Origin of the sequence: Ferrovibrio sp. MS7 (assembly GCF_038404985.1) — a bacterium.
Classification (GTDB): domain Bacteria; phylum Pseudomonadota; class Alphaproteobacteria; order Ferrovibrionales; family Ferrovibrionaceae; genus Ferrovibrio; species Ferrovibrio plantarum.
In genome coordinates, this window is sequence record NZ_JBBKBA010000001.1 from 2,545,358 (window position 1) to 2,567,483 (window position 22,126).

23 protein-coding genes are annotated in these 22,126 nt (G+C 64.0%); 18 read left to right on the plus strand and 5 right to left on the minus strand.

Translation table 11 applies throughout. The annotated features are described in order from the left end of the window. Positions 1-29: 29 nt before the first annotated feature. Positions 30-1,664: a CTP synthase gene (gene pyrG, locus V6B08_RS12210; RefSeq protein ID WP_341981089.1), complete on the plus strand. Its 1,635-nt coding sequence runs from the start codon at positions 30-32 to the stop codon at positions 1,662-1,664. 28 nt (positions 1,665-1,692) lie between these two features. Beyond that, positions 1,693-2,541 carry a 3-deoxy-8-phosphooctulonate synthase gene (kdsA, locus tag V6B08_RS12215; protein WP_341981091.1) on the plus strand — a complete coding sequence of 283 codons (849 nt, stop codon included), beginning with the start codon at positions 1,693-1,695 and terminating at the stop codon, positions 2,539-2,541. Here the strand turns inward: kdsA and V6B08_RS12220 are convergent. Then, positions 2,535-2,993 carry a hotdog domain-containing protein gene (locus tag V6B08_RS12220; RefSeq protein WP_341981094.1) on the minus strand — a complete coding sequence of 153 codons (459 nt, stop codon included), beginning with the start codon at positions 2,991-2,993 and terminating at the stop codon, positions 2,535-2,537. The genes kdsA and V6B08_RS12220 overlap by 7 nt on opposite strands. Positions 2,994-3,084: 91 nt before the next feature. Between V6B08_RS12220 and V6B08_RS12225 the strand changes: the two genes are divergently transcribed. The 3 genes from V6B08_RS12225 to V6B08_RS12235 all read left to right on the plus strand — a co-directional run bounded on the left by V6B08_RS12225 (position 3,085) and on the right by V6B08_RS12235 (position 5,398). Continuing rightward, complete coding sequence (locus tag V6B08_RS12225) at positions 3,085-3,663, plus strand: TetR/AcrR family transcriptional regulator (RefSeq protein WP_341981096.1); 579 nt, start codon at positions 3,085-3,087, stop codon at positions 3,661-3,663. Positions 3,664-3,770: 107 nt separating this feature from the next. Beyond that, positions 3,771-5,051, plus strand: a complete 1,281-nt coding sequence (eno, locus tag V6B08_RS12230) for a phosphopyruvate hydratase (protein WP_341981099.1) — start codon at positions 3,771-3,773, stop codon at positions 5,049-5,051. Beyond that, entirely contained in the window at positions 5,051-5,398 is a 348-nt protein-coding gene (locus tag V6B08_RS12235; RefSeq protein WP_341981100.1) for a hypothetical protein, read from the plus strand. Before eno ends, V6B08_RS12235 begins: the two co-directional genes overlap by 1 nt. 3 nt (positions 5,399-5,401) lie before the next feature. Here V6B08_RS12235 and V6B08_RS12240 read toward each other — a convergent pair whose 3' ends face one another. Further along, complete coding sequence (locus tag V6B08_RS12240; RefSeq protein WP_341981102.1) at positions 5,402-6,310, minus strand: glutathionylspermidine synthase family protein; 909 nt, start codon at positions 6,308-6,310, stop codon at positions 5,402-5,404. A gap of 166 nt (positions 6,311-6,476) precedes the next feature. Here V6B08_RS12240 and V6B08_RS12245 point away from each other — a divergent pair, with 166 nt between their 5' ends. The 10 genes from V6B08_RS12245 (at position 6,477) to V6B08_RS12290 (ending at position 16,128) form a co-directional block, all read left to right on the plus strand. After that, the gene (locus tag V6B08_RS12245; RefSeq protein WP_341981105.1) at positions 6,477-6,788 is read left to right on the plus strand and encodes an FtsB family cell division protein; all 312 of its coding nucleotides are present in this window, start codon (positions 6,477-6,479) and stop codon (positions 6,786-6,788) included. A gap of 130 nt (positions 6,789-6,918) precedes the next feature. Then, entirely contained in the window at positions 6,919-7,920 is a 1,002-nt protein-coding gene (pdhA, locus tag V6B08_RS12250; protein ID WP_341981106.1) for a pyruvate dehydrogenase (acetyl-transferring) E1 component subunit alpha, read from the plus strand. A gap of 22 nt (positions 7,921-7,942) precedes the next feature. Continuing rightward, positions 7,943-9,301 carry a pyruvate dehydrogenase complex E1 component subunit beta gene (locus V6B08_RS12255; protein WP_341981109.1) on the plus strand — a complete coding sequence of 453 codons (1,359 nt, stop codon included), beginning with the start codon at positions 7,943-7,945 and terminating at the stop codon, positions 9,299-9,301. A gap of 11 nt (positions 9,302-9,312) precedes the next feature. After that, a complete protein-coding gene (locus V6B08_RS12260; protein ID WP_341981111.1) occupies positions 9,313-10,623 on the plus strand; it encodes a pyruvate dehydrogenase complex dihydrolipoamide acetyltransferase in 1,311 nt (436 codons plus the stop codon). A 10-nt stretch (positions 10,624-10,633) separates the two neighbouring features. After that, complete coding sequence (locus V6B08_RS12265) at positions 10,634-11,350, plus strand: SDR family oxidoreductase (RefSeq protein WP_341981115.1); 717 nt, start codon at positions 10,634-10,636, stop codon at positions 11,348-11,350. A 9-nt stretch (positions 11,351-11,359) separates the two neighbouring features. Then, a complete protein-coding gene (gene lpdA, locus V6B08_RS12270) occupies positions 11,360-12,766 on the plus strand; it encodes a dihydrolipoyl dehydrogenase (protein ID WP_341981117.1) in 1,407 nt (468 codons plus the stop codon). A gap of 52 nt (positions 12,767-12,818) precedes the next feature. Further along, positions 12,819-13,286: a hypothetical protein gene (locus V6B08_RS12275; RefSeq protein WP_341981118.1), complete on the plus strand. Its 468-nt coding sequence runs from the start codon at positions 12,819-12,821 to the stop codon at positions 13,284-13,286. Next, positions 13,283-14,230 (plus strand): lipoyl synthase, encoded by a 948-nt coding sequence (gene lipA, locus V6B08_RS12280; RefSeq protein WP_341981119.1) that lies wholly within the window; start codon positions 13,283-13,285, stop codon positions 14,228-14,230. The genes V6B08_RS12275 and lipA overlap by 4 nt, the downstream gene beginning before the upstream one ends. Continuing rightward, a complete protein-coding gene (locus tag V6B08_RS12285) occupies positions 14,230-14,667 on the plus strand; it encodes a type II toxin-antitoxin system RatA family toxin (protein ID WP_341981121.1) in 438 nt (145 codons plus the stop codon). Before lipA ends, V6B08_RS12285 begins: the two co-directional genes overlap by 1 nt. 33 nt (positions 14,668-14,700) lie before the next feature. Then, positions 14,701-16,128 (plus strand): malonyl-CoA decarboxylase, encoded by a 1,428-nt coding sequence (locus V6B08_RS12290; protein ID WP_341981123.1) that lies wholly within the window; start codon positions 14,701-14,703, stop codon positions 16,126-16,128. A 91-nt stretch (positions 16,129-16,219) separates the two neighbouring features. Here the strand turns inward: V6B08_RS12290 and V6B08_RS12295 are convergent, their stop codons facing one another. Genes V6B08_RS12295 through V6B08_RS12305 form a run of 3 tightly spaced genes read right to left on the minus strand, consistent with a single transcriptional unit; the run spans position 16,220 to position 18,344 of the window. Then, entirely contained in the window at positions 16,220-16,711 is a 492-nt protein-coding gene (locus tag V6B08_RS12295; RefSeq protein WP_341981125.1) for a CinA family protein, read from the minus strand. Between the two features lie 5 nt (positions 16,712-16,716). Further along, positions 16,717-17,166 carry a phosphatidylglycerophosphatase A family protein gene (locus V6B08_RS12300; RefSeq protein ID WP_341981128.1) on the minus strand — a complete coding sequence of 150 codons (450 nt, stop codon included), beginning with the start codon at positions 17,164-17,166 and terminating at the stop codon, positions 16,717-16,719. Further along, on the minus strand, positions 17,163-18,344 hold the full coding sequence (locus V6B08_RS12305) for a bifunctional 2-C-methyl-D-erythritol 4-phosphate cytidylyltransferase/2-C-methyl-D-erythritol 2,4-cyclodiphosphate synthase (protein WP_341981130.1): 1,182 nt from the start codon (positions 18,342-18,344) through the stop codon (positions 17,163-17,165). The genes V6B08_RS12300 and V6B08_RS12305 overlap by 4 nt, the downstream gene beginning before the upstream one ends. A gap of 128 nt (positions 18,345-18,472) precedes the next feature. On the opposite strand from V6B08_RS12305, the gene dusB reads away from it, so the two are divergent. The 3 genes from dusB to ntrC are packed head-to-tail and all read left to right on the plus strand — an operon-like array spanning position 18,473 to position 22,043. After that, positions 18,473-19,459, plus strand: coding sequence for a tRNA dihydrouridine synthase DusB (dusB, locus tag V6B08_RS12310; protein ID WP_341981132.1), 987 nt, complete (start codon positions 18,473-18,475; stop codon positions 19,457-19,459). A gap of 5 nt (positions 19,460-19,464) precedes the next feature. Then, positions 19,465-20,598: a two-component system sensor histidine kinase NtrB gene (locus V6B08_RS12315; RefSeq protein WP_341981644.1), complete on the plus strand. Its 1,134-nt coding sequence runs from the start codon at positions 19,465-19,467 to the stop codon at positions 20,596-20,598. Further along, positions 20,595-22,043: a nitrogen regulation protein NR(I) gene (ntrC, locus tag V6B08_RS12320; RefSeq protein ID WP_341981134.1), complete on the plus strand. Its 1,449-nt coding sequence runs from the start codon at positions 20,595-20,597 to the stop codon at positions 22,041-22,043. Before V6B08_RS12315 ends, ntrC begins: the two co-directional genes overlap by 4 nt. Positions 22,044-22,126 lie beyond the last annotated feature (83 nt).

Sequence of the window (22,126 nt, forward strand, 5' to 3'; positions counted from 1 at the left end):
GCAGCCGCTTTTGGTTATACAGGACGCCCATGACGCGGTACGTATTCATCACCGGCGGCGTGGTTTCCTCGCTTGGCAAAGGTCTCGCTTCGGCAGCACTCGGTGCGCTGCTGCAGGCACGCGGCTACCGCGTGCGGCTGCGCAAGCTCGACCCCTATCTCAACGTCGATCCGGGCACCATGAGCCCGTATCAGCATGGCGAGGTGTTCGTCACCGATGACGGCGCCGAAACCGACCTCGACCTCGGCCATTACGAGCGCTTCACCGGCGTGCCCGGGCGCAAGAGCGACAATGTCACCACCGGCCGCATCTACCAGACCATCCTGACCAAGGAGCGGCGCGGCGACTATCTCGGCGGCACCGTGCAGGTGATCCCGCATGTCACCGATGCGATCAAGGATTTCGTCCGCGACGACAATGACGAGAAGGTCGACTTCATGCTCGTCGAGGTTGGCGGCACGGTCGGCGACATCGAAAGCCTGCCGTTCCTCGAAGCGATCCGTCAGCTTGGCCTGGAAGTCGGCCGCGGCGCCGCGATCTATATTCACGTCACCCTGGTGCCCTATATCGCCGCCTCGGGTGAACTCAAGACCAAGCCGACACAGCATTCGGTGAAGGAATTGCGCTCCATCGGCATTCAGCCCGATCTGCTGCTCTGCCGCGCTGACCGCGAGATTCCGGTCTCCGACCGCCGCAAGATGGCTTTGTTCTGCAATGTGCGCGAAGAAGCGGTGATCCCGGCGCTGGATGTCGATACCATCTACCGCGCGCCGCTGGCCTATCATGAGGCCGGCCTGGATGTGCAGGTGCTGAAGGCTTTCGGCCTTGCCGCCGATGCCGCGCCGAAGCTCGATTCCTGGCAGAATATCGTACGCCGCGTGGTCGCGCCGGAAGGCAACGTGCGCATTGCCATCGTCGGCAAGTATACCGGCCTCAAGGATGCCTATAAGTCGCTGGCGGAAGCCCTGATCCATGGTGGCATCGCCAACAACGTGCGCGTCAACATCGAATGGATCGAGTCCGAAATCTTCGAGCGCGACGATACTGCCGTGCAGGCGCTGGAAGGCGTGCATGCCATCCTGGTGCCGGGCGGCTTCGGCGAGCGCGGCTCGGAAGGCAAGATCCGCGCTGCCACTTTCGCGCGCGAGCGCCGGGTACCGTATTTCGGCATCTGCTTCGGCATGCAGATGGCGGTTATTGAAGCCGCGCGCAATCTTGCCGGCGTCAATGGCGCATCGAGCACCGAATTCGGCCCCTGCCAGGAAGCGGTGGTTGGCCTGATGACCGAGTGGATGCGCGGCAACGAACTCGAAACCCGCTCCAAGGCCGGCGATCTCGGCGGCACCATGCGGCTCGGCGCCTATGAAGCGGCGCTCAAGCCCGGCAGCCGGGTGGCGGAAATCTACGGCGGCGTGAAAATCTCCGAGCGTCACCGCCACCGCTACGAGGTCAACACCGCCTATCGCGAGCGCCTGGAACAATGCGGCCTGGTTTTCTCCGGCATGTCGCCCGATGGGCTGCTGCCGGAAATCGTCGAGTTCCCCGAGCATCCCTGGTTCATCGGTGTGCAATATCATCCGGAACTCAAGTCCAAGCCGTTCCAGCCGCACCCGCTTTTCGCCTCTTTCGTGAAGGCGGCGCTGGAACAATCGCGACTGGTCTGATGGCCGGGCTTGGGTGTAGACTGACGGCATGACCAAAGACGAAAACCTGCCCCCCATCCGCCACGTTCAGGTTGGCGAATTCAAGATCGGCAACGACCTGCCGCTGGTGCTGATCGCCGGCCCCTGCGCCATGGAAAGCCGCATGCATGCGCTGGATATGGCCGGGTCGTTGAAGGACCTCACCGACAAGCTCGGCATCAACCTGATCTACAAGTCGTCTTTTGATAAGGCGAACCGTTCCTCGATCCGTTCCAACCGTGGCCTCGGCCTGGAAGCTGCGCTGCCGATCTTTCAGGAAATTCGCGACACGCTGGGCCTGGCCGTCATCACCGATGTGCATGCGCCGGAGCAATGCGCGCAGCTTGCCGATAGCGTCGACCTGCTGCAGATCCCGGCCTTCCTCTGCCGCCAGACCGACCTGCTGGTCGCGGCGGCGCAGACCGGTCTGCCGGTGAATGTGAAGAAGGGCCAGTTCCTGGCGCCGTGGGACATGAAGAACATCGTCGAGAAGTTCGACCATGTCGGCAATCCCAACGTGATGCTCTGCGAGCGCGGCGTGTCGTTTGGCTATAACACCCTGGTCAACGACATGCGGGCTTTGCCGATCATGGCCGAGACCGGCTGCCCGGTGGTGTTCGACGCGACGCATTCCGTGCAGCAGCCGGGTGGGCGAGGCACCACTTCGGGCGGCGACCGCCGCTTCGTGCCGGTGCTGGCGCGTGGCGCCGTGGCCATCGGCGTGGCGGCCGTGTTCATGGAAACCCACAAGGACCCGGACAGCGCGCCGTCCGACGGCCCCAACATGGTGCCGTTCGACCAGATGGAACTGGTGCTCGAGCAACTGCTCGAATTCGACCATCTGGCCAAGGCTTACTGAGCTTCCTCATAGATTGGTTTCAGCATTGCGATGGCGCTGGCATGGACGGCGCTGCCATTGCGTAGTTCCGCCTGCAGGAAAGCGAATTGCCGCGTGGTCCGCGTTGCCCAGGCATGGAAGGCGAGCGCGGGGCTGAGCCGCGCCAGCGAGAGGAATTGCACCGATAGCGCCAGGGTGACGACGGTATGCGTTGCGTAATGCCCGAGGGAGCACAGCAACACGGCGGCATCGAAGCCGGCGGCAATGACACCGCCATTGAGCGCCGCCGCGCTGCCGCCGCCGCCAATCGCCCCCTTGGGCAACGCCGCGAAGCGCACCACGCCCTGGCCGTTTTCCTCCAGTGACCCGTGTAAGCCGAACCACTCGATCTCTGTCCGCCGGTTGAACTGGCCGAGGGCGAGGCGGCGGGCATCCGGCGCGACGCGGAAGGGGGTGGCGGTGAGGGCGGTCATGGTGGCTTCTCAGTTCTATTGCATTTGACATAGTATGTTGATCACCATAGAATCGGCCACAGCCTATCGCAACAGGATTCCAACCCGCCCCATGCCGCGCCATTCCGATGCCCGCCGCCTGGCTCTGGAGACCATGGAGCGCCTGCTGCGCGAGCAGGGCTTCCAGGCCACCGGGCTGGCCGAGATCCTGGCCCAGAGTGGCGCCCCAAAGGGTTCGTTCTATTTCCATTTTCCCGAAGGCAAGGACCAGTTGGCGGCGGAGGCCCTGGCTGCCTATGGCGAGCGGGTGAGGGGTTTCATCGAGGCCCTGGCGGCCCGGCATCACGGCGATGCCGCCGGCTTTATCGCGGCGCTGTGCCGTCGTATCGGCCAGGAGATGGAAGCCAGCGGCTTCCGCCTGGGCTGCGCGGTGCAGAATGTGGCCAACGAATTGCTGCCCGGCTATCCACGTTTCGCAGCCCAGATCGCCACCATCCTGGCCGGCTGGATCGAGGCGATAGCCGCTGCGCTGCGCCCGGCGGTAGGTGATCCGGTGGCCGCCAACGCCCAGGCCGCGGCGCTGCTGGCGGCTTTACAGGGCGCCCGCCTGCTGGCCCGGGTGCAGGGGGGCGCCGGGATTTTCGACCAGGTGGCGGAAGCCGCCATTTCCCGCCTGCCGCGACCGCGATAAGGCCCAGCCGGCGTAGCCGCGATAAGAGCCGGCTCGTCCCTTGCCCGCAGCGCCCCGCCGGGCTATCCCTTCGCGCGGTTTTTCCTAAGCTTCCAGGGGCATCAGACATGAGCGGCATTCGCGACATCGTGGCGCGTGAAATTCTCGACAGCCGGGGCAACCCGACCGTGGAGGTGGATGTGGTGCTCGAGAGCGGCGCCTCGGGCCGCGCCGCGGTGCCCTCGGGTGCCTCCACCGGCGCCCATGAGGCCGTCGAACTGCGCGACGGCGACAAGAAGCGCTATCTCGGCAAGGGCGTGCAGAAGGCGGTGGCTGCCGTCAACGGTGAAATCTTCGACGCCATTTCCGGCCTCGAGGCTGCCGAGCAGCTCAGCATCGATAAAACCCTGATCGACCTGGATGGCACCCCGAACAAGGCCCGCCTTGGCGCGAATGCCATCCTGGGCGTGAGCCTTGCCGTAGCAAAGGCGGCGGCCGACGAGGCCGATCTGCCGCTGTACCGTTATGTCGGTGGCGCGGCCGCGCATTGGCTGCCGGTGCCGATGATGAACATCATCAACGGCGGCGCCCATGCCGACAATCCCATCGACGTGCAGGAATTCATGATCATGCCGGTGGGCGGTTCGAGCTTCGCCGAGGGCCTGCGCATGGGCGCGGAGGTGTTCCACACCCTGAAGCAGAAGCTGAAGTCGGCGGGCCACAACACCAATGTCGGCGATGAAGGCGGTTTCGCGCCGAACCTGGCATCTACCCGCGCCGCGCTGGATTTCGTGATGAAGGCCATCGAGGATGCCGGCTACAAGCCCGGCGTCGATGTGAAGCTGGCGCTGGATGCCGCTTCCACCGAGTTCTTCAAGGATGGCAAGTATCATCTGGAAGGCGAGGGCAAAGTGCTCGATCCCGCCGGCATGGCTGCCTATTGGAAGGATCTGGTCTCGGCCTATCCGATCGTTTCGATCGAGGACGGCATGGCGGAAGACGACTGGACCGGGTGGAAGCTGCTCACCGATGGCATCGGCGCCAAGGTGCAGTTGGTCGGCGACGATCTCTTCGTCACCAACCCGAAGCGCCTCGCGGAAGGCATCAAGCAGGGCGTCGGCAATTCCATCCTGGTCAAGGTGAACCAGATCGGTACGCTGTCGGAAACCCTGGAAGCTGTCGAGCTGGCGCATAAGAACGGCTACACCGCCGTGATGAGCCACCGCTCCGGCGAGACCGAGGACAGCACCATCGCCGACCTCGCCGTCGCCACCAATTGCGGCCAGATCAAGACCGGGTCGCTGGCACGTTCCGACCGTCTGGCGAAGTATAACCAGCTCCTGCGCATCGAACAGGAACTGGGCCGTGCCGCGCGCTATCCGGGCCTCGCCGCCCTCAAGCGGGCTTAATGCCGATGCGCGCCGCCGCCGCTTTTCTTTTTCTCGCGGCGGCGGCGCTCTCTGCCTCGCCAGTGCGTGCCCAGGGCATCGACCTCGCCGGCCGCTGGGCTTCGAGCCAGGGGCAATGCGACCTGGAATTCATCGCCTTCGAACGCGATGGCAATTTCCGCTCGCAGTTGGAAGAAGAACCGCGCGAAGGCACCTGGAAGCTGGCGCGTGATCGCGTCACGCTGATCGCCAACGACGAGCCGGATCGGCCCTGGACGCTGCATATCCTGGATTACACCGCGAACCGCCTGGTGGTGCTGGACGAAGCCATCGAGAGCGACCGCCGCTTGCAGCGCTGCCGCCAGTAAATTTCACCCCGGCACGAAATGCGGGATCACCTGGCCGGTGGCCGGGTCGTGAATGCCGAGGCCTGAAGGCCTTGAAGCGATCATCCATACACCGAGGATCGGGCCGCCAATCGGCGGCGGCGCGAGCAGGGCTTCCTCGCCATGGCGGCGGCGCAGCCAGGGCAGGAAGGCCGGGCTGGCCAGCAGCGCCTTCCAGGCCGGCTCGATCACCCGCACGCCGCTCGGTCGCAGCAAGTTGGCGACGCGCAGATCCTGCCACGGCCGCTGCACGCAGAGCCGCGTGATCGGTCGGCGCCATTGATCGAGCAGGCGGCGGCCATTCCAGATCAACTGGTCGGCGGCAATCGCCACCGCCTCGACGCCGCCTTGCAGGGCGGTCTCGCGCAGATAGGTCAGCACCATCTGCTCGCCGGGTGCCGCTTCCAGGAAATGCACGCGGTGACCATAGAGGCCGAAATGCCGCCAGGCCTGCACCAGGGTCTCATGGATATGATTGAACTGGCGGTCATCCGGGCGATGCCAATCGCGCCATTCCGCCTGCAGCACGCCGGCCTGCAGCAGGCCGTGCGGCGTGAGCGCATCGAGATCATACAGGCGCGGCACGCCATCGGCGGTCAGCACGAAGTCGATGCGGCTGATCAGGTTCTTGTCCTGCCGGCCCCAGCTTTCAGCAGCCATGGCGAGGCCAGTCTGGTCGAGCCCGAATTCCGCCGGCACGCCGCCCGCCAGCAGGGCGGCCACGGCTTCGAGCGTGAGTTCCTCGACATGGGCCGCCGCCGCTTCCAAGTGGTCGATCTCGGCAGGGCTCAGGCTGTAGGCATCACTGCCAGCCGTCGAATCGGAATCGGCAAGGCCGAGCACGGCCTGATGGCTCGGCCAATCGGGGTGCGGCGGGGTCTCGGCGCGGCGCATGGTGTGAGCATATTCGGGTCACGCAGGTTGCAAAAGCGCAATTGCCGACACCCCAGGGATTCAGCAACAGTAGAATCAGGCTAACGCTTTGACTCTCTGGCATGAATCGCCGCCGATCACGGTTTTGTTGTTGACCCGGCGACTCGGATGTGATTCGATTCAAGGCATGGGAGCCCTGCGCGAGATCAAACGTCACTCACTGGCCGCCATCGTGCCGGTGATCTGCTTCGCCACCATCGCCTATTTCGGCTATCACGCCGTGGAGGGCGAGCATGGGCTGAATGCCTATACCCGCCTCTCGGTGCAGATTCACGACACCAAGGCCGCCCTGGCCGAGATCACCGCCGAGCGCAAGCAGCTCGAGCGCCGCGTCACCCTGCTGCGGGCCAGCGGCCTGGATGCAGACATGCTGGAAGAGCAGGCGCACCGCTCGCTCGGTCTACTGATGAACCGCGAATTGGTAATTCTCGGACGCTGACACCCCAGCTTTCAGACCGAAAATTTCGCCACTTAACCGAAATTTGGTTAAATACCAAAAAGTCCTTGTTTTAACTGAATTTATCGCCATCCTGGCTCCCGGTTTAAGACATTTCCCGGGAGGAAATCCGATGGCGAAAAGCCCGAGCAAGGCCGCTGCGCCCAAGCTGCCCGATGCCGACACGCTGCTTGGCTATTACCGCGACATGCTGCTGATCCGCCGCTTCGAGGAGAAGGCCGGCCAGCTTTACGGCATGGGCCTGATCGGCGGCTTCTGCCACCTCTATATCGGCCAGGAAGCGGTGGTGGTGGGCCTGCAGGCCTGCTCCAAGCAGGGCGATGCCGTGATCACCTCCTACCGCGACCACGGCCATATGCTGGCCTGCGGCATGGACCCGGGCGGCGTGATGGCCGAGCTTACGGGCCGCATCGGCGGTTATTCCAAGGGCAAGGGCGGCTCGATGCACATGTTCAGCCGCGAGAAGAATTTCTATGGCGGCCACGGCATCGTTGGCGCGCAGGTGCCGCTCGGGACCGGCCTGGCTTTCGCGCAGAAATACAACAACACCGACAATGTCACCTTCTGCTATTTCGGCGATGGCTCGGCCAACCAGGGCCAGGTCTATGAGAGCTTCAACATGGCCGAGCTCTGGAACCTGCCGGTCGTCTATGTGATCGAGAATAACCAGTATGCCATGGGCACCGCTGTTGCCCGCGCCTCGGCACAGCCGGCGCTGTATAAGCGCGGTGAAAGCTTCGGCGTGCCGGGCCGCCAGGTGGATGGCATGAATGTGCTGAGCGTGCGCGAGGCCGGTGCCGAAGCCGTGGCGCAATGCCGCGCCGGCAAGGGCCCGGTGATCCTGGAAATGATGACCTACCGCTATCGCGGCCATTCGATGTCGGACCCGGCGAAGTATCGCTCGAAGGAAGAAGTGAACAAGATGCGCGCCGAGCATGATCCGATCGATCAGGTGCGCCAGATGCTGCTCGACAACAAGCTGTGCGACGAGGATGCGCTCAAGGCCATCGACAAGGAAGTGAAGGAAGTGGTGCAGAAGGCTGCCGATTTCAGCCAGAGCAGCCCGGAGCCCGATCCGTCGGAACTCTGGACTGACATCACGGTAGAAGCCTGAAGCAGGGAAGGGGACGCAGACCATGGCTATTGAGATTTTGATGCCCGCCCTTTCGCCGACCATGACCGAAGGCAAGCTGGCCAAGTGGCTGATCAAGGAAGGCGACACGGTGAAGGCCGGCCAGGTGATGGCCGAGATCGAGACCGACAAGGCGACGATGGAATTCGAGGCCGTCGATGAAGGCGTGCTGGAGAAGATCCTGATCACCGAAGGCACCGAAGGCGTTGCCGTGAACACGCCCATCGCGCTGCTGCGTGGCGAAGGTGAAGCGGCGGCCCCGGCTGCTGCCAAGGCTGCGCCGGCCCCTGCTGCCGCGCCCGTTGCGGCACCGGCGGTGGTGACGGCGCCCGCCGCGCCGGCCAAGGAGTTGGCCGATCCCGATATTCCGCCGGGCACCGAGATGGTGACAATGACCGTGCGCGAGGCGCTGCGCGAAGGCATGTCGGAAGAAATGCGCCGCGACAAGAGCGTGTTCCTGATGGGCGAGGAAGTCGGCCAGTATCAGGGCGCCTACAAGATCAGCCAGGGCATGCTGGATGAATTCGGCCCGCAGCGCGTGATCGACACGCCGATCACCGAGATGGGCTTCACCGGCCTTGGCGTCGGTGCGGCTTTCGGTGGCCTGCGTCCCATTGTCGAATTCATGACTTTCAATTTCTCGATGCAGGCCATCGACCAGATCGTCAACTCGGCGGCCAAGACGCTTTACATGTCTGGCGGCCAGATGGGCTGTCCCATCGTGTTCCGCGGCCCGAATGGCGCCGCCGCCCGCGTCGCCGCGCAGCATAGCCAGTGCTATGCCGCGTGGTATTCGCATATCCCGGGCCTCAAGGTGGTGGCGCCGTATTCGGCGGCCGACTTCAAGGGCCTGATCAAGGCGGCGATCCGCGATCCGAACCCGGTGATCTTCCTGGAGAACGAGATTCTCTATGGCCGCAGCTTCGAGGTGCCGAAGCTGGACGATTACGTGGTACCCATCGGCAAAGCGCGCATTGCGCGGGCCGGCAAGGATGTCACCCTGGTGGGATATGCGATTTCGGTCGGCTATTGCCTGCAGGCCGCCGAGAAGTTGGCCGAACAGGGCATTGAGGCCGAGGTGATCGACCTGCGCACTATCCGCCCGATGGATACCGCGACGATCATCGCCTCGGTGCAGAAAACCAACCGCCTGGTCACGGTGGAAGAGGGCTTCCCGCAATCCGGCATCGGCGCTGAAATCGCCGCCCGGGTCATGGAGCAGGCTTTCGACCATCTCGATGCGCCGGTGCTGCGCGTCACCGGCAAGGATGTGCCGATGCCTTACGCGGCCAATCTCGAAAAGCTTGCCTTGCCCAGTGTGGCTGAAGTGATCGAGGCGGCGCGCGCCGTCTGCTATCGCTGAAGGAGCGCGCCATGCCGACAGAAATCCTGATGCCCGCGCTTTCGCCGACCATGACGGAAGGCAAGCTCGCCAAATGGCTGATCAAGGAAGGCGACACGGTCAAGGCCGGCGACGTGATGGCCGAGATCGAGACCGACAAGGCGACGATGGAATTCGAAGCCGTCGATGAAGGCGTGCTGGAAAAGATCCTGGTCGCCGAAGGCACCGAAGGCGTGGCGGTGAACACGCCCATCGCTGTGCTGCGTGGCGAGGATGAGAAGCCTGGTGCGGCGCCTGCTGCCAAGGCTGCGCCTGCTGCTGCACCCGCTGCGGCGCCGGCTCCTGCTGCCGCTGCTGCACCGGCGCCGAAGCCGGCCCCGGCTGCGGCACCGGCTGCTGCATCTGCTCTGGCCCATGCCGGCGAGCGCGTGTTCGCGTCGCCGCTGGCGCGCCGCATCGCGGCGGATGCCAGCCTCGACCTCAAGGCGATTGCCGGTTCCGGCCCGCATGGCCGTATCGTCAAGGCCGATGTGGAAGCCGCCAAGGCTGGTGGTGGCGCCAGGAAGGCGGCTCCGGCCGCCGCCGCCGGTGCACCGGCGCCGAAGCCCGCAGCGCCTGCCGCTGCCGGCCCTGGTGCGCGCCAGCTCGCCGACCTGCTCAAGATGCCGTATCGCCTTGAGCCGCTGTCGATGATGCGCAAGACCATCGCGCGGCGCCTGACCGAGTCCAAGCAGACGGTGCCGCATTTCTACCTCACCATCGATTGCGAGCTGGATGAATTGCTCAGCCTGCGCACCCGGCTGAATGCCAAGGCGGAGAGCAAGATCAGCGTCAATGATTTCGTGATCCGTGCCGTGGCGCTGGCGCTGAAGAAGGTGCCGGCGGCGAATGGTTCCTACGACGAGAGCGGGTTGCTCTACTATGAGCATGCCGATGTCTCGGTCGCGGTGGCGACGCCGAACGGCCTGATCACGCCGATCGTCAAGGCGGCAGAAGGCAAGGGCCTGGCGCAGATCGCCGCCGAGACCAAGGACCTCGCCGCCCGCGCCCGCGATGGCAAGCTGAAGCCGGAAGAATTCCAGGGCGGTACCTTCTCGGTGTCCAACCTCGGCATGTTTGGCATCAAGCAGTTCGCCGCCGTGATCAACCCGCCGCAGGGCTGCATCCTGGCAGTGGGTGCCGGCGAGCAACGCGCGGTGGTGAAGAACGGCCAGTTGGCTGTCGCGACCGTGATGAGCTGCACGCTGTCGGTCGATCATCGCGTCGTCGATGGCGCTGTCGGTGCCGAGTTCCTGCAAGTCTTCAAGGGCTATGTCGAAGACCCGCTGACCATGCTGCTGTGAGGCCCAGGGTATGAATAAAGTCTTGGGCATGAGCAAGGTCGCGATTGTCACCGGCGCCGGCAAAGGCATGGGCGCCGGCATCCTCAAGCAACTGGCTGCTGAGGGCTACAAGGTTGCTGCCATGTCGCCGTCGGGTGCCGCCAAGACGCTGGCCGAGAGCGTCGGCGGCATCGGCCTTGCTGGTTCGAACGCGGTGGCGGCGGATGTAGAGGCGTTGGTCAAGCTGACGCTCGACACGTTCGGCCGCATCGACGCGGTGGTGAACAATACCGGCCATCCGCCCAAGGGGCCGCTGCTGGAGATCACCGACGAAGCCTGGCTGCAGGGTTTCGAGCTGGTGCATCTGAGCGTCGTGCGCATGCTGCGGCTGGTGACGCCGGTGATGGAGCGCCAGGGCAGTGGATCAATCGTCAACCTGCTGACCTATGCGACGCTGGAGCCGGAAGCGGATTTCCCGGTCTCAGGCCCGGTGCGCGCTGCGCTGGCGGCTTTCACCAAGGTCTATGCCGATCTCTATGCGCCCAAGGGTATCCGTATCAACAACGTGCTGCCGGGCTTCATCGACAGTCTGCCGGAAAAAGCCGAGCGCAAGGCCCGCATCCCGATGGGGCGCTATGGCCGCGTGGCGGAAATCGCTGGCGCCGTGAGTTTCCTGCTGTCTGACGCCGCCGGCTACATCACCGGGCAGAATCTGCGCGTGGATGGCGGCATCACCAAGTCTCTTTAGGAGAGAGCCATGAGCGACACGCAATTCGATGTCATCGTCGTCGGCAGCGGTCCGGGCGGTTACACCACGGCGATCCGCGCCACCCAGCTTGGTTTCAAGACTGCGATCATCGAGCGCGAGCATCTCGGCGGCATCTGCCTGAACTGGGGCTGCATCCCGACCAAGGCGTTGCTGCGCTCGGCGGAAATCTATTCCCATATCAAGCATGCCGAGGCTTTCGGCTTCACGGTTGAAGGCAAGGTCACGATCAACGCGCAGAAGGTGGTGGAGCGTTCGCGCAAGGTGGCGGCGCAGCTTTCCGGCGGCGTGAAACACCTGATGAAGAAGAACAAGATCACGGTGTTCGATGGCCATGGGGCGCTAAATGGTCCCGGCAAGCTGAAAGTGACCAAGGACGGCAAGCCGGTGGCCGATCTCACCGCCAAGCACATCATCCTCGCCACCGGCGCGCGGGCGCGCTCGCTGCCCGGCCTGGAGCCGGATGGCAAGCTGGTCTGGACCTATAAGGAAGCCATGGTGCCGCAGGGCCTGCCGAAGTCGCTGCTGGTGGTTGGCTCCGGCGCCATCGGCATCGAATTCGCCAGCTTCTACCGTACGCTCGGCGCTGAGGTGACGGTGGTTGAGGTGATGGACCGCGTGCTGCCGGTGGAGGATGAGGAAATCTCCGGCCTGGCGCGCAAGGCATTCGAGAAGCAGGGCATGAAGATCCATGTCGGCACCACGGTGACGGCCCTGAAGAAAGGCACCGACAGCGTCACCGCGACGCTCAAAGACAAGGCCGGCAAGGAAAGCTCGATCACCGTCGAGCGCGTCATCCTCGCCGTCGGCATCGTCGGCAATGTCGAGAATATCGGCATCGAAGGCACCAAGGTGAAGGTCGACCGCACCCATATCGTGGTGGACGACTACAGTCGCACCGACGAGCCCGGCGTCTATGCTATCGGCGACCTTACCGGCCCGCCCTGGCTGGCGCATAAGGCTGGTCATGAGGGCGTGATTTGCATCGAGAAGATCGCCGGCCTCAAGGACGTGCATCCGCTGAATACCTCGAACATCCCGGGCTGCACCTATTGCACGCCGCAGATTGCCTCGGTCGGCCTCACCGAAGCCGCCGCCAAGGCCAAGGGCCATGAGGTGAAGGTCGGCCGCTTCCCGTTCCTGGCCAATGGCAAGGCCATTGCGCTGGGTGAGCCGGAAGGCTTGGTGAAAACCGTGTTCGACGCCAAGACGGGTGAGCTGCTCGGCGCCCATATGATCGGCGCGGAAGTGACCGAGATGATCCAGGGCTTCGGCATCGCCAAGACGCTGGAAACCACCGAGGCGGAACTCATGCATGCCGTGTTCCCGCACCCGACTTTAAGCGAAATGATGCATGAGTCGGTGCTGGATGCTTACGGCAAGGTGTTGAATTTCTAGGGATTTCTCCCGGTATCGCGGGCTTGGGCGCAACGTGCTATCTAGTTAAGTCATGAAAGAGCATTTCCTGCGCAAGCTGGCGGAGATCGAGAAGCGCAACGCCCAGACCACGGATGACCAGGAGCGCCTGGCTCATGCCAAAGCGCGGCGTGAGCGCGAAGGCTTCGATCGCTTGGCGCTGCATCTCGATACGGTGGCGATGCCGGCTTTCGAGGCTTTTGCCGAGGTTCTGGCCGAACGCCGGATTGTGGTGAAGCCGCGTTTCGATGCCGGCGTTTTTGAACGTGCTGCCGAATTGCCGCCACTGGCGGAAGTGGTGGTGGAGCGTGGCAATGGCAAGCATTACGCGCTTTCCTATCGCCTCGACGGCGCTAGTTATGTGATGCGGCTGTCGCTGGGCAGCATGGAGCGCAAGGCGATCCTGCCGCCGGCCCGCCTGACCGCCACCAGGCTGCGCGGCGACCTGGATGTGCTGCTGGAAGCCGTGCTGACGCCCGAGAGTAGCGTGAGGAAGCCGTGACCGATTTGACTCCCACCCTGCGCCACCCCGAGAAGGCCCACAAGCCGGATACGCCGGTGCTGCGCAAGCCGGAATGGATCCGCGCCAAGGCGCCGACCTCGCCGGAAGTGGCCGAGACGCGCAAGCTGATGCGCGATTTGAAGCTGAATACCGTCTGCGAGGAAGCGGCCTGCCCGAATCTCGGCGAATGCTGGAAGCAGAAGCACGCCACCGTGATGATCCTCGGCGCCGTCTGCACCCGCGCCTGTGCCTTCTGCAATGTCGCCACCGGCAAGCCGGTGGGCATCGACCATGACGAGCCGGACCATGTCGCCGAAGCGGTCGGCAAGCTCGGCCTGCATCATGTGGTGATCACCTCGGTGGACCGCGATGATCTGGCCGATGGCGGCGCGAAGCATTTCGTCCGCACCATCCAGGCGATCCGCCGTGCGTCGCCGGACACGACGATTGAAGTGCTCACCCCGGATTTCCTGCGCAAGCCGGGCGCCATCGAGGCGGTGGTGGAAGCCAAGCCCGATGTCTACAACCACAATCTTGAGACCGTGCCGCGCCTCTACCCCACCATCCGGCCTGGTGCGCGCTATTTCGCCTCGCTGCAACTGCTCGCCCGCGTGCGTGAACTTGACCCGGCGATTTTCACCAAGTCCGGCCTGATGGTCGGCCTGGGCGAAGAGAAGCTGGAATTGATGCAGGTGATGGACGACCTGCGTGTTGCCGATGTGGATTTCCTCACGCTGGGCCAGTATCTGCAGCCGACCCGCAAGCATGCGGCGGTGGCGCGCTTCGTGCCCCCGGCCGAATTCATCGAGTTCAAGACGCTCGGCCTCGCCAAGGGCTTTCTGCGCGTCGCGTCCTCGCCGATGACGCGCTCGTCGCATCATGCGGGTGAGGATTTCGCCGCGCTGAAGGCCGCCCGTCTCGCCAAGCTGGCTGCCGCGGAATAATGCCGACCCATGCCGAGAAGCGGGTGCTGCCGTATCGCCCGGACCAGCTTTACGACCTCGTGGCTGCCGTCGAGCATTACCCGGTCTTCCTGCCCTGGTGCATCGGTGCCCGGATCCGCGAGCGGTCGGAGACCCTGCTGGTTGCCGACCTGATCATCGGCTTCAAGGTGTTCCGCGAGCGCTTCACCTCGCGCGTGACCCTGGACCCGAGCAAGCAGCGCATCGATGTCGCCTATAGCGACGGGCCGTTCAAATACCTGCGCAACCACTGGATATTCCATCCGCACCCGCAGGGTTGCGAGATCGACTTCTTCGTCGATTTCGAGTTCCGCAACCGCATCCTGCAAAAGACGATAGAGTTACTGTTCAGTGAAGCCGTGCGGCGCATGGTCGCGGCCTTTGAAACCCGCGCCGAGGCATTATACGGTAAGAAGTAAGCGTCCCGCCCACCGAACGATGGGAGTCCGCCAATGCTTGCCTTGCCGCCGACCAGTAACCTGATCTCCAGCAGCCTGATCGAGAAGGGCCTCAAGGGCCTGCGCGATGCCTGGCGCGGCATTTCTGGCGGCGACGCCAGCCTGGGCCGAGATGGCATATTGGGGCCGAAGGACCGCGACAGGTTGCTGGCTCTGTTCCGCGATTGCCTGGAGGAACGCGGCGGCGAAGTGACCGCCCGCGCCCGTGCTGCTTCGCTCGGGCGGCTCTATCTCGGGCTCAACGAAGAAGGCCGATTGGCTTTCCTGCAGGCGTTGGCGAGCGATTTTGGTGCGGCACCAGCCGGTGTCCAAAGCGCTATCGATGCAGTACTCAAAGCCGACGATCCGGTGGCGCGACATAAGGCCGAGCGCCGCTTGCGCCAGTCGCTGACTCCGGCGCGGCATCGTTTGCTTACCCAGTTCACAGCCTTGCCGCAGGGCGTGAAGTTCCTCGTCGACATGCGCGCCGATGCCAACCGCTTTACCAAACAGGCGCCGGAACTGGCAATCCTTGATGCCGACCTGGAAGACCTGTTCGCCGCCTGGTTCGATATTGGCTTTCTGGAATTGCAGCGCATCACCTGGAACAGCCCGGCGGCCCTGCTGGAAAAGCTGATCGCTTACGAGGCGGTACATGCCATCGAAAGCTGGGATGATCTGCGCAACCGGCTAGACAGCGACCGCCGCTGCTATGCTTTCTTCCATCCGCGCATGCCGTTGGAGCCGCTGATCTTCGTAGAGGTGGCGCTGGTGCGCGGCATCGCCGGTAATGTGCAGGCGTTGCTCGATCAGAGCCAGCCGGTGCTGGAAGCCGCCGCCGCCGATACCGCGATCTTCTATTCGATCTCGAACACGCAAACCGGCCTGCGCGGCATCTCGTTCGGCAACTTCCTGATCAAGCGCGTGGTCGATGACCTGAGCCGCGAATTGCCAAACCTGAAAACCTTCTCCACGCTATCACCGATCCCGGGCTTCCGCTCCTGGCTCAAGGAAGCCATCGCCGAAGGCCTGCCCAATGTGGTGAAGAGTGCCGAGCGCGATGCGCTCTCGGCCGCACTCGGCAAGCGTTTCTCCAAGGGTATGCTGCCGGAAATCCTGGCCGACAATGCCTGGGCCGATAACGAGGAACTGGCGGCGGCCTTGAAGGCACCGCTGCTGCGGCTTTGCGCGCGTTACCTGCTCACCGCGCAGAGCAAGGGCAAGCCGCGCGATCCGGTGGCGCGTTTTCACCTGAGCAACGGCTCGCAGGTGCATCGCCTCAATTGGCTCGGCGATCGCTCGAAGAAGGGCTTCAAGGAATCCGCCGGCCTGATGGTGAATTACCTCTACCGGCTGGATGAGATCGACGCCAACCACGAACGCTTCGTGCGCGATGGCACCATCGCCGCGTCCGGCGAAGTAAAGCGGCAGGCGGATATTTGATGCTTTCAAATTAGGCCGTCACCGCCGGGCTTGACCCGGCGGTCTCACTCCTTCGGGATAAGATGCGCGGATCAAGTCCGCGCATGACGATCTATTGAGTAACTACTTCCATCGCCATGGTGAGGGCATCGCGCACGGTTGCCAGACGTACCTTGCCGCGACCGATATCGCCGTAATCCATCTGGGCATGGCGCGTTTCCGCGCCCTTGCGTGCCACCGCGATATGCACGCGACCGGCAGGCTTGCGGCCAGAGGCGCCGGGGCCGGCAACGCCGGTGCAGGCGATGGCGATATCGGCGAGGCTGCGGCGCAATGTGCCTTCCGCCATGGCGCGGGCGACCGGCTCCGAGACCGCGCCATGGCCGGCGACGATCTCCGCCGGCACGCCGATACTGGCCGACTTGGCCTCATTGGAATAGGTGACGAAGCCGCGCTCGAACACATCCGAGGAGCCGGCGATTTCGGTGAGCGTGGCGGAGATCAGGCCGCCGGTGCAGCTTTCAGCCGTGGCGAGTTTCAGCTCGCGCTCACGGCAGGCCTGCAGCAGCGTTTCGGCTAGGCGGAGATTTTCATCGGTCATCATCATTGTCACCAGTAATGCGCAAGCAGCGCCATCGCGATGGCGCCATAAACCGCCGCAAGGACATCGTCGAGGAAAACGCCGGCGGTGCCGGAGAGTGTGCCATCGGCCCAGGAGGCGGGCCAGGGCTTGGTGATGTCCAGCACGCGGAACAGCACGAAGCCGATGGCATAGAGAGCCAAGTCGGGCGGCACGAAGAGCAGCACCAGCCATTGCCCGGCGACTTCGTCGATGACGATTTCCTGCGGGTCTTCGCCGGGCCAGCGTTGCAGGAAATCGCTGATCGACCACCAGCCGATGACGCAGATGACCAGGAAGCCGATGCCGAGTGCCAGCGGGCCGCCATAGCTCTGCATGGCCCAGGCGAAGGGCAGGGCGCCAAGCGAGCCCCAGGTGCCCGGCGCCTTCGGCAGCTTGCCGAGGCCGAACCAGGTGGCGAGGAGAAAACTCAGACTCACAGCGGCAGCCGCAGGGTGGCGAGCGCCTGCGCCGCAATGCCTTCGCGCCGGCCGGTGAAGCCCAGGCCCTCGGTGGTGGTGGCCTTCACCGCGACACGGCTGATATCGATGCGGCAGATTTCGGCGATGCGTGCGCGCATGGCATCGCGATGCGGCCCGATCTTCGGCGCTTCACAGATGAAGGTGAGGTCGAGATGGGCGATGACGCCGCCGCGTGCCCGCACCAGGTCGGCGGCATGCTGCAGGAAACGGTCGGAGGCAGCGTTTTTCCAGCGCATATCGCTCGGCGGGAAATGCTTGCCGATATCGCCATCGGCCAGCGCGCCGAGAATGGCATCGGTGAGTGCATGCAGGCCGACATCGGCATCGGAATGGCCAGCCAGCGAGCGGCTATGCGGCACTTCGATGCCGGCCAGCATAAGCTTGCGGCCTGGTTCATCGCCGAAGGCGTGCACGTCATAGCCCTGGCCCATGCGGATATCGCCGAGGCTCAGCAGCAACTGCCGCTCGGCACGGGCGAAATCGCCGGGTTCCGTCAGCTTGAAATTCTCTTCCTCGCCTAAGACCAGTTGCACCGCCAGACCGGCCTGTTCGGCCACCGCCGCATCATCCGTGTGCGTCCCATTCCTGAAGGCCTGATGCGCTTCCAGGATGGCGCCGAAATGGAATGCTTGCGGTGTCTGGGCCCGCCACAGGCCTTGGCGGTCGGCGCCGCCCTGGATCAGGCCATCTTGCCCTGCGGCGCGTTTCAGCGTATCCACCACCGGCACCGCAAGGATCGCGCCTGGGCTCTGGCCTAGGGCAGTGAGCAGGCGGTCGATGGCGGCGGCCTTCAGGAAGGGCCGTGCGGCATCATGGATCAGCACGGTAGCCGGCGGTTCGGGCAGAGCATTCAGGGCCTCGAGGCCAAGACGTGTGGACTCCTGCCTGGTTTCGCCGCCAAAACAGGCAACGGCCAATTTTTCAGCAGACGGCAGGCCCTGGGTTGCTTCATGGTAGAGGGCCTGATCGTCGGGATGGATCACCACCTGCACCAGGCCGATGGCATCATGGGTCAGGCAGGCAAGCAGGCTATGCCGCAAGACGGGGATGCCGCCAAGATATTGGTATTGCTTGGGGATTCCGCCACCGGCGCGCAGGCCGCGGCCCCCGGCGACGATCAGGGCGGCATGTTTCATGGCCGGCACCCTAACCGAGGCGGGGCGGGTCTGGCAAATCGTAGGGTAGCGCTGGATTCATGTTGCAGCGCAGTAAAAACACCGGTACCATGGTCAACAAGTGGGCAGCTAAGGCTGATGTCTAAAAAATGAGCATAGAAATTGGTTCGGTAAAGATCGAGGATCCGGTGATCCTTGCGCCGATGTCTGGCGTGACGGATTTGCCGTTCCGCCGGCTGGTCAAGCGCTCCGGCGCGGGCCTTGTCGTGTCCGAGATGATTGCCTCGGAGGCGATGGTGCGTGCGTCGCGCCAGTCGCTGAAGATGGCCGAGAATAGCCCTGAGGAATTCCCGTTGTCGATGCAGCTTGCCGGCTGCGAGGGCCATGTCATGGCCGAGGCGGCGAAGCTGAACGAGGACAAGGGCTTCGCCATCATCGATATCAACATGGGCTGCCCGGTGAAGAAGGTGGTGAACGGCTATGCCGGTTCCGCCCTGATGCGCGATCTGGCTCATGCCAAGACCCTGATCACCGCCACGGTGAATGCCGTGAAGCTGCCAGTGACGTTGAAGATGCGCACCGGCTGGGATGAGCAGAGCCGCAATGCGCCGGAACTTGCCCGCATCGCCGAAGGCGAGGGCATCAAGATGCTCACCGTGCACGGCCGCACCCGCTGCCAGATGTATAACGGTCGCGCCGACTGGAGCTTCGTGCGCCGTGTGAAGGAGGCCGTATCGATCCCGGTGATCGTGAACGGCGATATCACCACGCTGGAAGAGGCCCGTGCCGCGCTGGATCAATCCGGCGCCGATGGCGTGATGATCGGCCGTGGCGCCTATGGCCGCCCCTGGTTCCTGGCGCAGGTGATGGAATATCTGCGCAGCGGTACGGTGATGCCGGACCCGAGCCTGGATGAGCAGGAGCGTATCGTGCTGGAGCATTACGATGCGATGCTGGAATTCTATGGCCTGCAGACGGGTGTGAAAATCGCACGCAAGCATGTCGCCTGGTATTCCAAAGGCCTGCCTGGCTCGGCGGATTTCCGTACCCGGATCATGCAGATCGAGCAGCCCGATGACGTGCGCCGTGCGGTGCGCGACTTCTACGCGCCGCAGCTCGATCGGTTGGCAGCGTGACCGTGATGCCTGAGACCGCCGAGAAACGCAGCATGCTCGACCCCTCCCTGGTATTGGGCGCCATTCCCAACCCGATCCTGGTGCTGGATGGTACCGGTGACATCGAATACGCCAATCCAGCGGCCGAGCAGTTCTTCGACTCCGGCCTGGCGATGCTGAGCCGGCAGAATATCCGCGACGTGGTGCCGTTTGGCAGCCCGATCCTGGAACTGGTGAGTCAGGTGCAGCGCGACCGCTACGTGGTGTCGGAATACGATGTCGATCTCGGTTCGCCGCGGCTTGGTGAACGCCTGGTTGATGTGCAGGTTTCGCCGGTGCCGGAAAAGGAAGACTTTGTCATCCTGCGCCTGGATGAGCGCAGCATGGCGGCGAAGATCGACCGCCAGTTGACCCATCGTGGTGCGGCACGCTCCGTCACCGGCATGGCCGCGATCCTGGCGCATGAAGTGAAGAATCCGCTCTCCGGCATCCGTGGTGCGGCGCAGCTTCTGGAAGCCAGCGTCAGCCAGGCTGATCGTGAGTTGACGCGGCTGATCTGCGATGAAGCCGACCGTATTTGTGCCTTGGTTGATGGCATGGAAGTGTTCTCCGACAAGCGCCCGATTGAGCGCGGCCCGGTGAATATCCACCAGGTGCTGGAGCATGTGCGTCGCGTGGCGCAGGCCGGCTTCGGCAAGAATGTACGCTTCATCGAGCGCTACGATCCGTCGCTGCCGCCGGTCTACGGCAACCGTGACCAGTTGGTGCAGGTGTTCCTCAATCTGGTGAAGAATGCTGCCGAGGCTATCGACGGCGATTCGGGCGGCGAGATCATTCTCACCACGGCCTACCGCCATGGCGTGCGTTTGGCGGTGCGCGGCTCGCGTGATCGTCTGCACCTGCCGCTCGAAGTAACCGTGCAGGATAACGGCCCCGGTGTGCCCGAGGATATCCGGCCTTATCTGTTTGACGCATTTGTGACCTCCAAACCGCAGGGTTCTGGCCTGGGGCTTGCATTGGTGGCGAAGATTATCGGCGACCATGGCGGCGTCATCGAATGCGATAGCCGTCCCCGCCGAACGGTGTTTAGTGCGCGGCTGCCGGTCCATACCACTGCGGTGGATGCGATCACGGCAGACGAAATTGGAGAGCAGGCATGAGCAACAAAGGTACGATCCTGGTCGCAGACGATGATCGCTCGATTAGGACCGTGCTGGACCAGGCTTTGGGCCGGGTCGGCTATCAGGTACGTTCCACCGGCAATGCGGCGACGCTGTGGCGCTGGACCTCGGAAGGTGAGGGCGACCTGATCATCACCGACGTGGTGATGCCGGACGAGAATGGCCTGGACCTGCTGCCGCGCATCAAGCGTATCCGGCCCGATCTGCCGATCATCGTGATGAGCGCACAGAAGACCCTGCTCACCGCCGTGAAGGCGGCCGAGCGCGGCGCCTACGATTACCTGCCCAAGCCCTTCGACCTCAAGGAATTGCTGCGCGTTGTGGAGCGCGCGCTGAGCCAGCCTAAGGCGATGCCGTCGGAAGCCGCCGAGGCGGCGAATGACGAGGAAAAGCTGCCGCTGATCGGCCGTTCGCCCTCGATGCAGGAAATCTACCGCGTCATGGCGCGCCTGATGGGCACCGATCTGACGGTGCTGATCTCGGGCGAGAGCGGCACCGGCAAGGAACTGGTGGCGCGCGCGCTGCATGATTACGGCAAGCGCCGCAATGGCCCCTTCGTGGCGATCAACATGGCGGCGATTCCGCGCGAGCTGATCGAGTCCGAATTGTTCGGTCACGAAAAGGGCGCCTTCACCGGTGCTAATGCGCGCTATGCCGGCCGCTTCGAGCAGTCGGAGGGTGGCACGCTGTTCCTGGACGAAATCGGCGATATGCCGATCGAGGCGCAGACCCGCCTGCTGCGCGTGTTGCAGCAGGGCGAATACACCACCGTGGGCGGCCGTACCGCGATCCGTACCGATGTGCGCATTGTCGCCGCCACGAACCGCGATCTGCGCCAGTTGGTGAACCAGGGCCTGTTCCGCGAGGACTTGTTCTATCGCCTGAACGTAGTGCCGCTGCGCCTGCCGCCGCTGCGCGAGCGTGGCGAGGACATCCCGGATCTGGTGCGGCATTTCCTTAATCAGGCCCATGCCCAGGGGCTGCCGCTCAAGACCGTGTCGCCGGAAGCCATGGAGCGGCTGCGCCGCTACCGCTGGCCGGGCAATGTGCGTGAGCTGGAGAATCTGGTGCGCCGCCTGGCCGCGCTTTACGCCGAGGATGTGATCGGCGTGGAGGTGATCGAGAACGAGCTGGCCGAGCCGCCGCAGGCTGCCCGGGCGCCGGAGCCGAACGAGGAGGAGACCCTCGCCGGTGCGATTGAACGCCATATCACGAAGTATTTTGCCGCCCATGGCGACGATCTGCCGCCCAACGGGCTTTACGACCGCATGCTGCGTGAGCTGGAAATACCGCTGATCTCGCTTAGCCTGGCTGCGACGCGGGGCAACCAGATCAAGGCGGCCTCGATGCTGGGGCTGAACCGCAACACGCTGCGCAAGAAGATCCGCGACCACAACATCCAGGTCATTCGCGGTCTGAAATAGCCTGTCTGGCTCTGCCGGGCGGCTGTTTACCGGCCGGGCCGGCTGATTCACAGGCGCTGCCGGGTGGTATAGACTGCCCGGCC

Excerpts from the sequence above, each read along its gene's own strand:
- pyrG (WP_341981089.1), top strand. The coding sequence starts at position 30 with ATGACGCGGTACGTATTCATCACCGGCGGCGTGGTTTCCTCGCTTGGC.
- kdsA (WP_341981091.1), top strand. The coding sequence starts at position 1,693 with ATGACCAAAGACGAAAACCTGCCCCCCATCCGCCACGTTCAGGTTGGC.
- V6B08_RS12220 (WP_341981094.1), bottom strand. The coding sequence starts at position 2,993 with ATGACCGCCCTCACCGCCACCCCCTTCCGCGTCGCGCCGGATGCCCGC.
- V6B08_RS12225 (WP_341981096.1), top strand. The coding sequence starts at position 3,085 with ATGCCGCGCCATTCCGATGCCCGCCGCCTGGCTCTGGAGACCATGGAG.
- eno (WP_341981099.1), top strand. The coding sequence starts at position 3,771 with ATGAGCGGCATTCGCGACATCGTGGCGCGTGAAATTCTCGACAGCCGG.
- V6B08_RS12235 (WP_341981100.1), top strand. The coding sequence starts at position 5,051 with ATGCCGATGCGCGCCGCCGCCGCTTTTCTTTTTCTCGCGGCGGCGGCG.
- V6B08_RS12240 (WP_341981102.1), bottom strand. The coding sequence starts at position 6,310 with ATGCGCCGCGCCGAGACCCCGCCGCACCCCGATTGGCCGAGCCATCAG.
- V6B08_RS12245 (WP_341981105.1), top strand. The coding sequence starts at position 6,477 with ATGGGAGCCCTGCGCGAGATCAAACGTCACTCACTGGCCGCCATCGTG.
- pdhA (WP_341981106.1), top strand. The coding sequence starts at position 6,919 with ATGGCGAAAAGCCCGAGCAAGGCCGCTGCGCCCAAGCTGCCCGATGCC.
- V6B08_RS12255 (WP_341981109.1), top strand. The coding sequence starts at position 7,943 with ATGGCTATTGAGATTTTGATGCCCGCCCTTTCGCCGACCATGACCGAA.
- V6B08_RS12260 (WP_341981111.1), top strand. The coding sequence starts at position 9,313 with ATGCCGACAGAAATCCTGATGCCCGCGCTTTCGCCGACCATGACGGAA.
- V6B08_RS12265 (WP_341981115.1), top strand. The coding sequence starts at position 10,634 with ATGAATAAAGTCTTGGGCATGAGCAAGGTCGCGATTGTCACCGGCGCC.
- lpdA (WP_341981117.1), top strand. The coding sequence starts at position 11,360 with ATGAGCGACACGCAATTCGATGTCATCGTCGTCGGCAGCGGTCCGGGC.
- V6B08_RS12275 (WP_341981118.1), top strand. The coding sequence starts at position 12,819 with ATGAAAGAGCATTTCCTGCGCAAGCTGGCGGAGATCGAGAAGCGCAAC.
- V6B08_RS12285 (WP_341981121.1), top strand. The coding sequence starts at position 14,230 with ATGCCGACCCATGCCGAGAAGCGGGTGCTGCCGTATCGCCCGGACCAG.
- V6B08_RS12290 (WP_341981123.1), top strand. The coding sequence starts at position 14,701 with ATGCTTGCCTTGCCGCCGACCAGTAACCTGATCTCCAGCAGCCTGATC.
- V6B08_RS12295 (WP_341981125.1), bottom strand. The coding sequence starts at position 16,711 with ATGATGACCGATGAAAATCTCCGCCTAGCCGAAACGCTGCTGCAGGCC.
- V6B08_RS12305 (WP_341981130.1), bottom strand. The coding sequence starts at position 18,344 with ATGAAACATGCCGCCCTGATCGTCGCCGGGGGCCGCGGCCTGCGCGCC.
- dusB (WP_341981132.1), top strand. The coding sequence starts at position 18,473 with ATGAGCATAGAAATTGGTTCGGTAAAGATCGAGGATCCGGTGATCCTT.
- V6B08_RS12315 (WP_341981644.1), top strand. The coding sequence starts at position 19,465 with ATGCCTGAGACCGCCGAGAAACGCAGCATGCTCGACCCCTCCCTGGTA.
- ntrC (WP_341981134.1), top strand. The coding sequence starts at position 20,595 with ATGAGCAACAAAGGTACGATCCTGGTCGCAGACGATGATCGCTCGATT.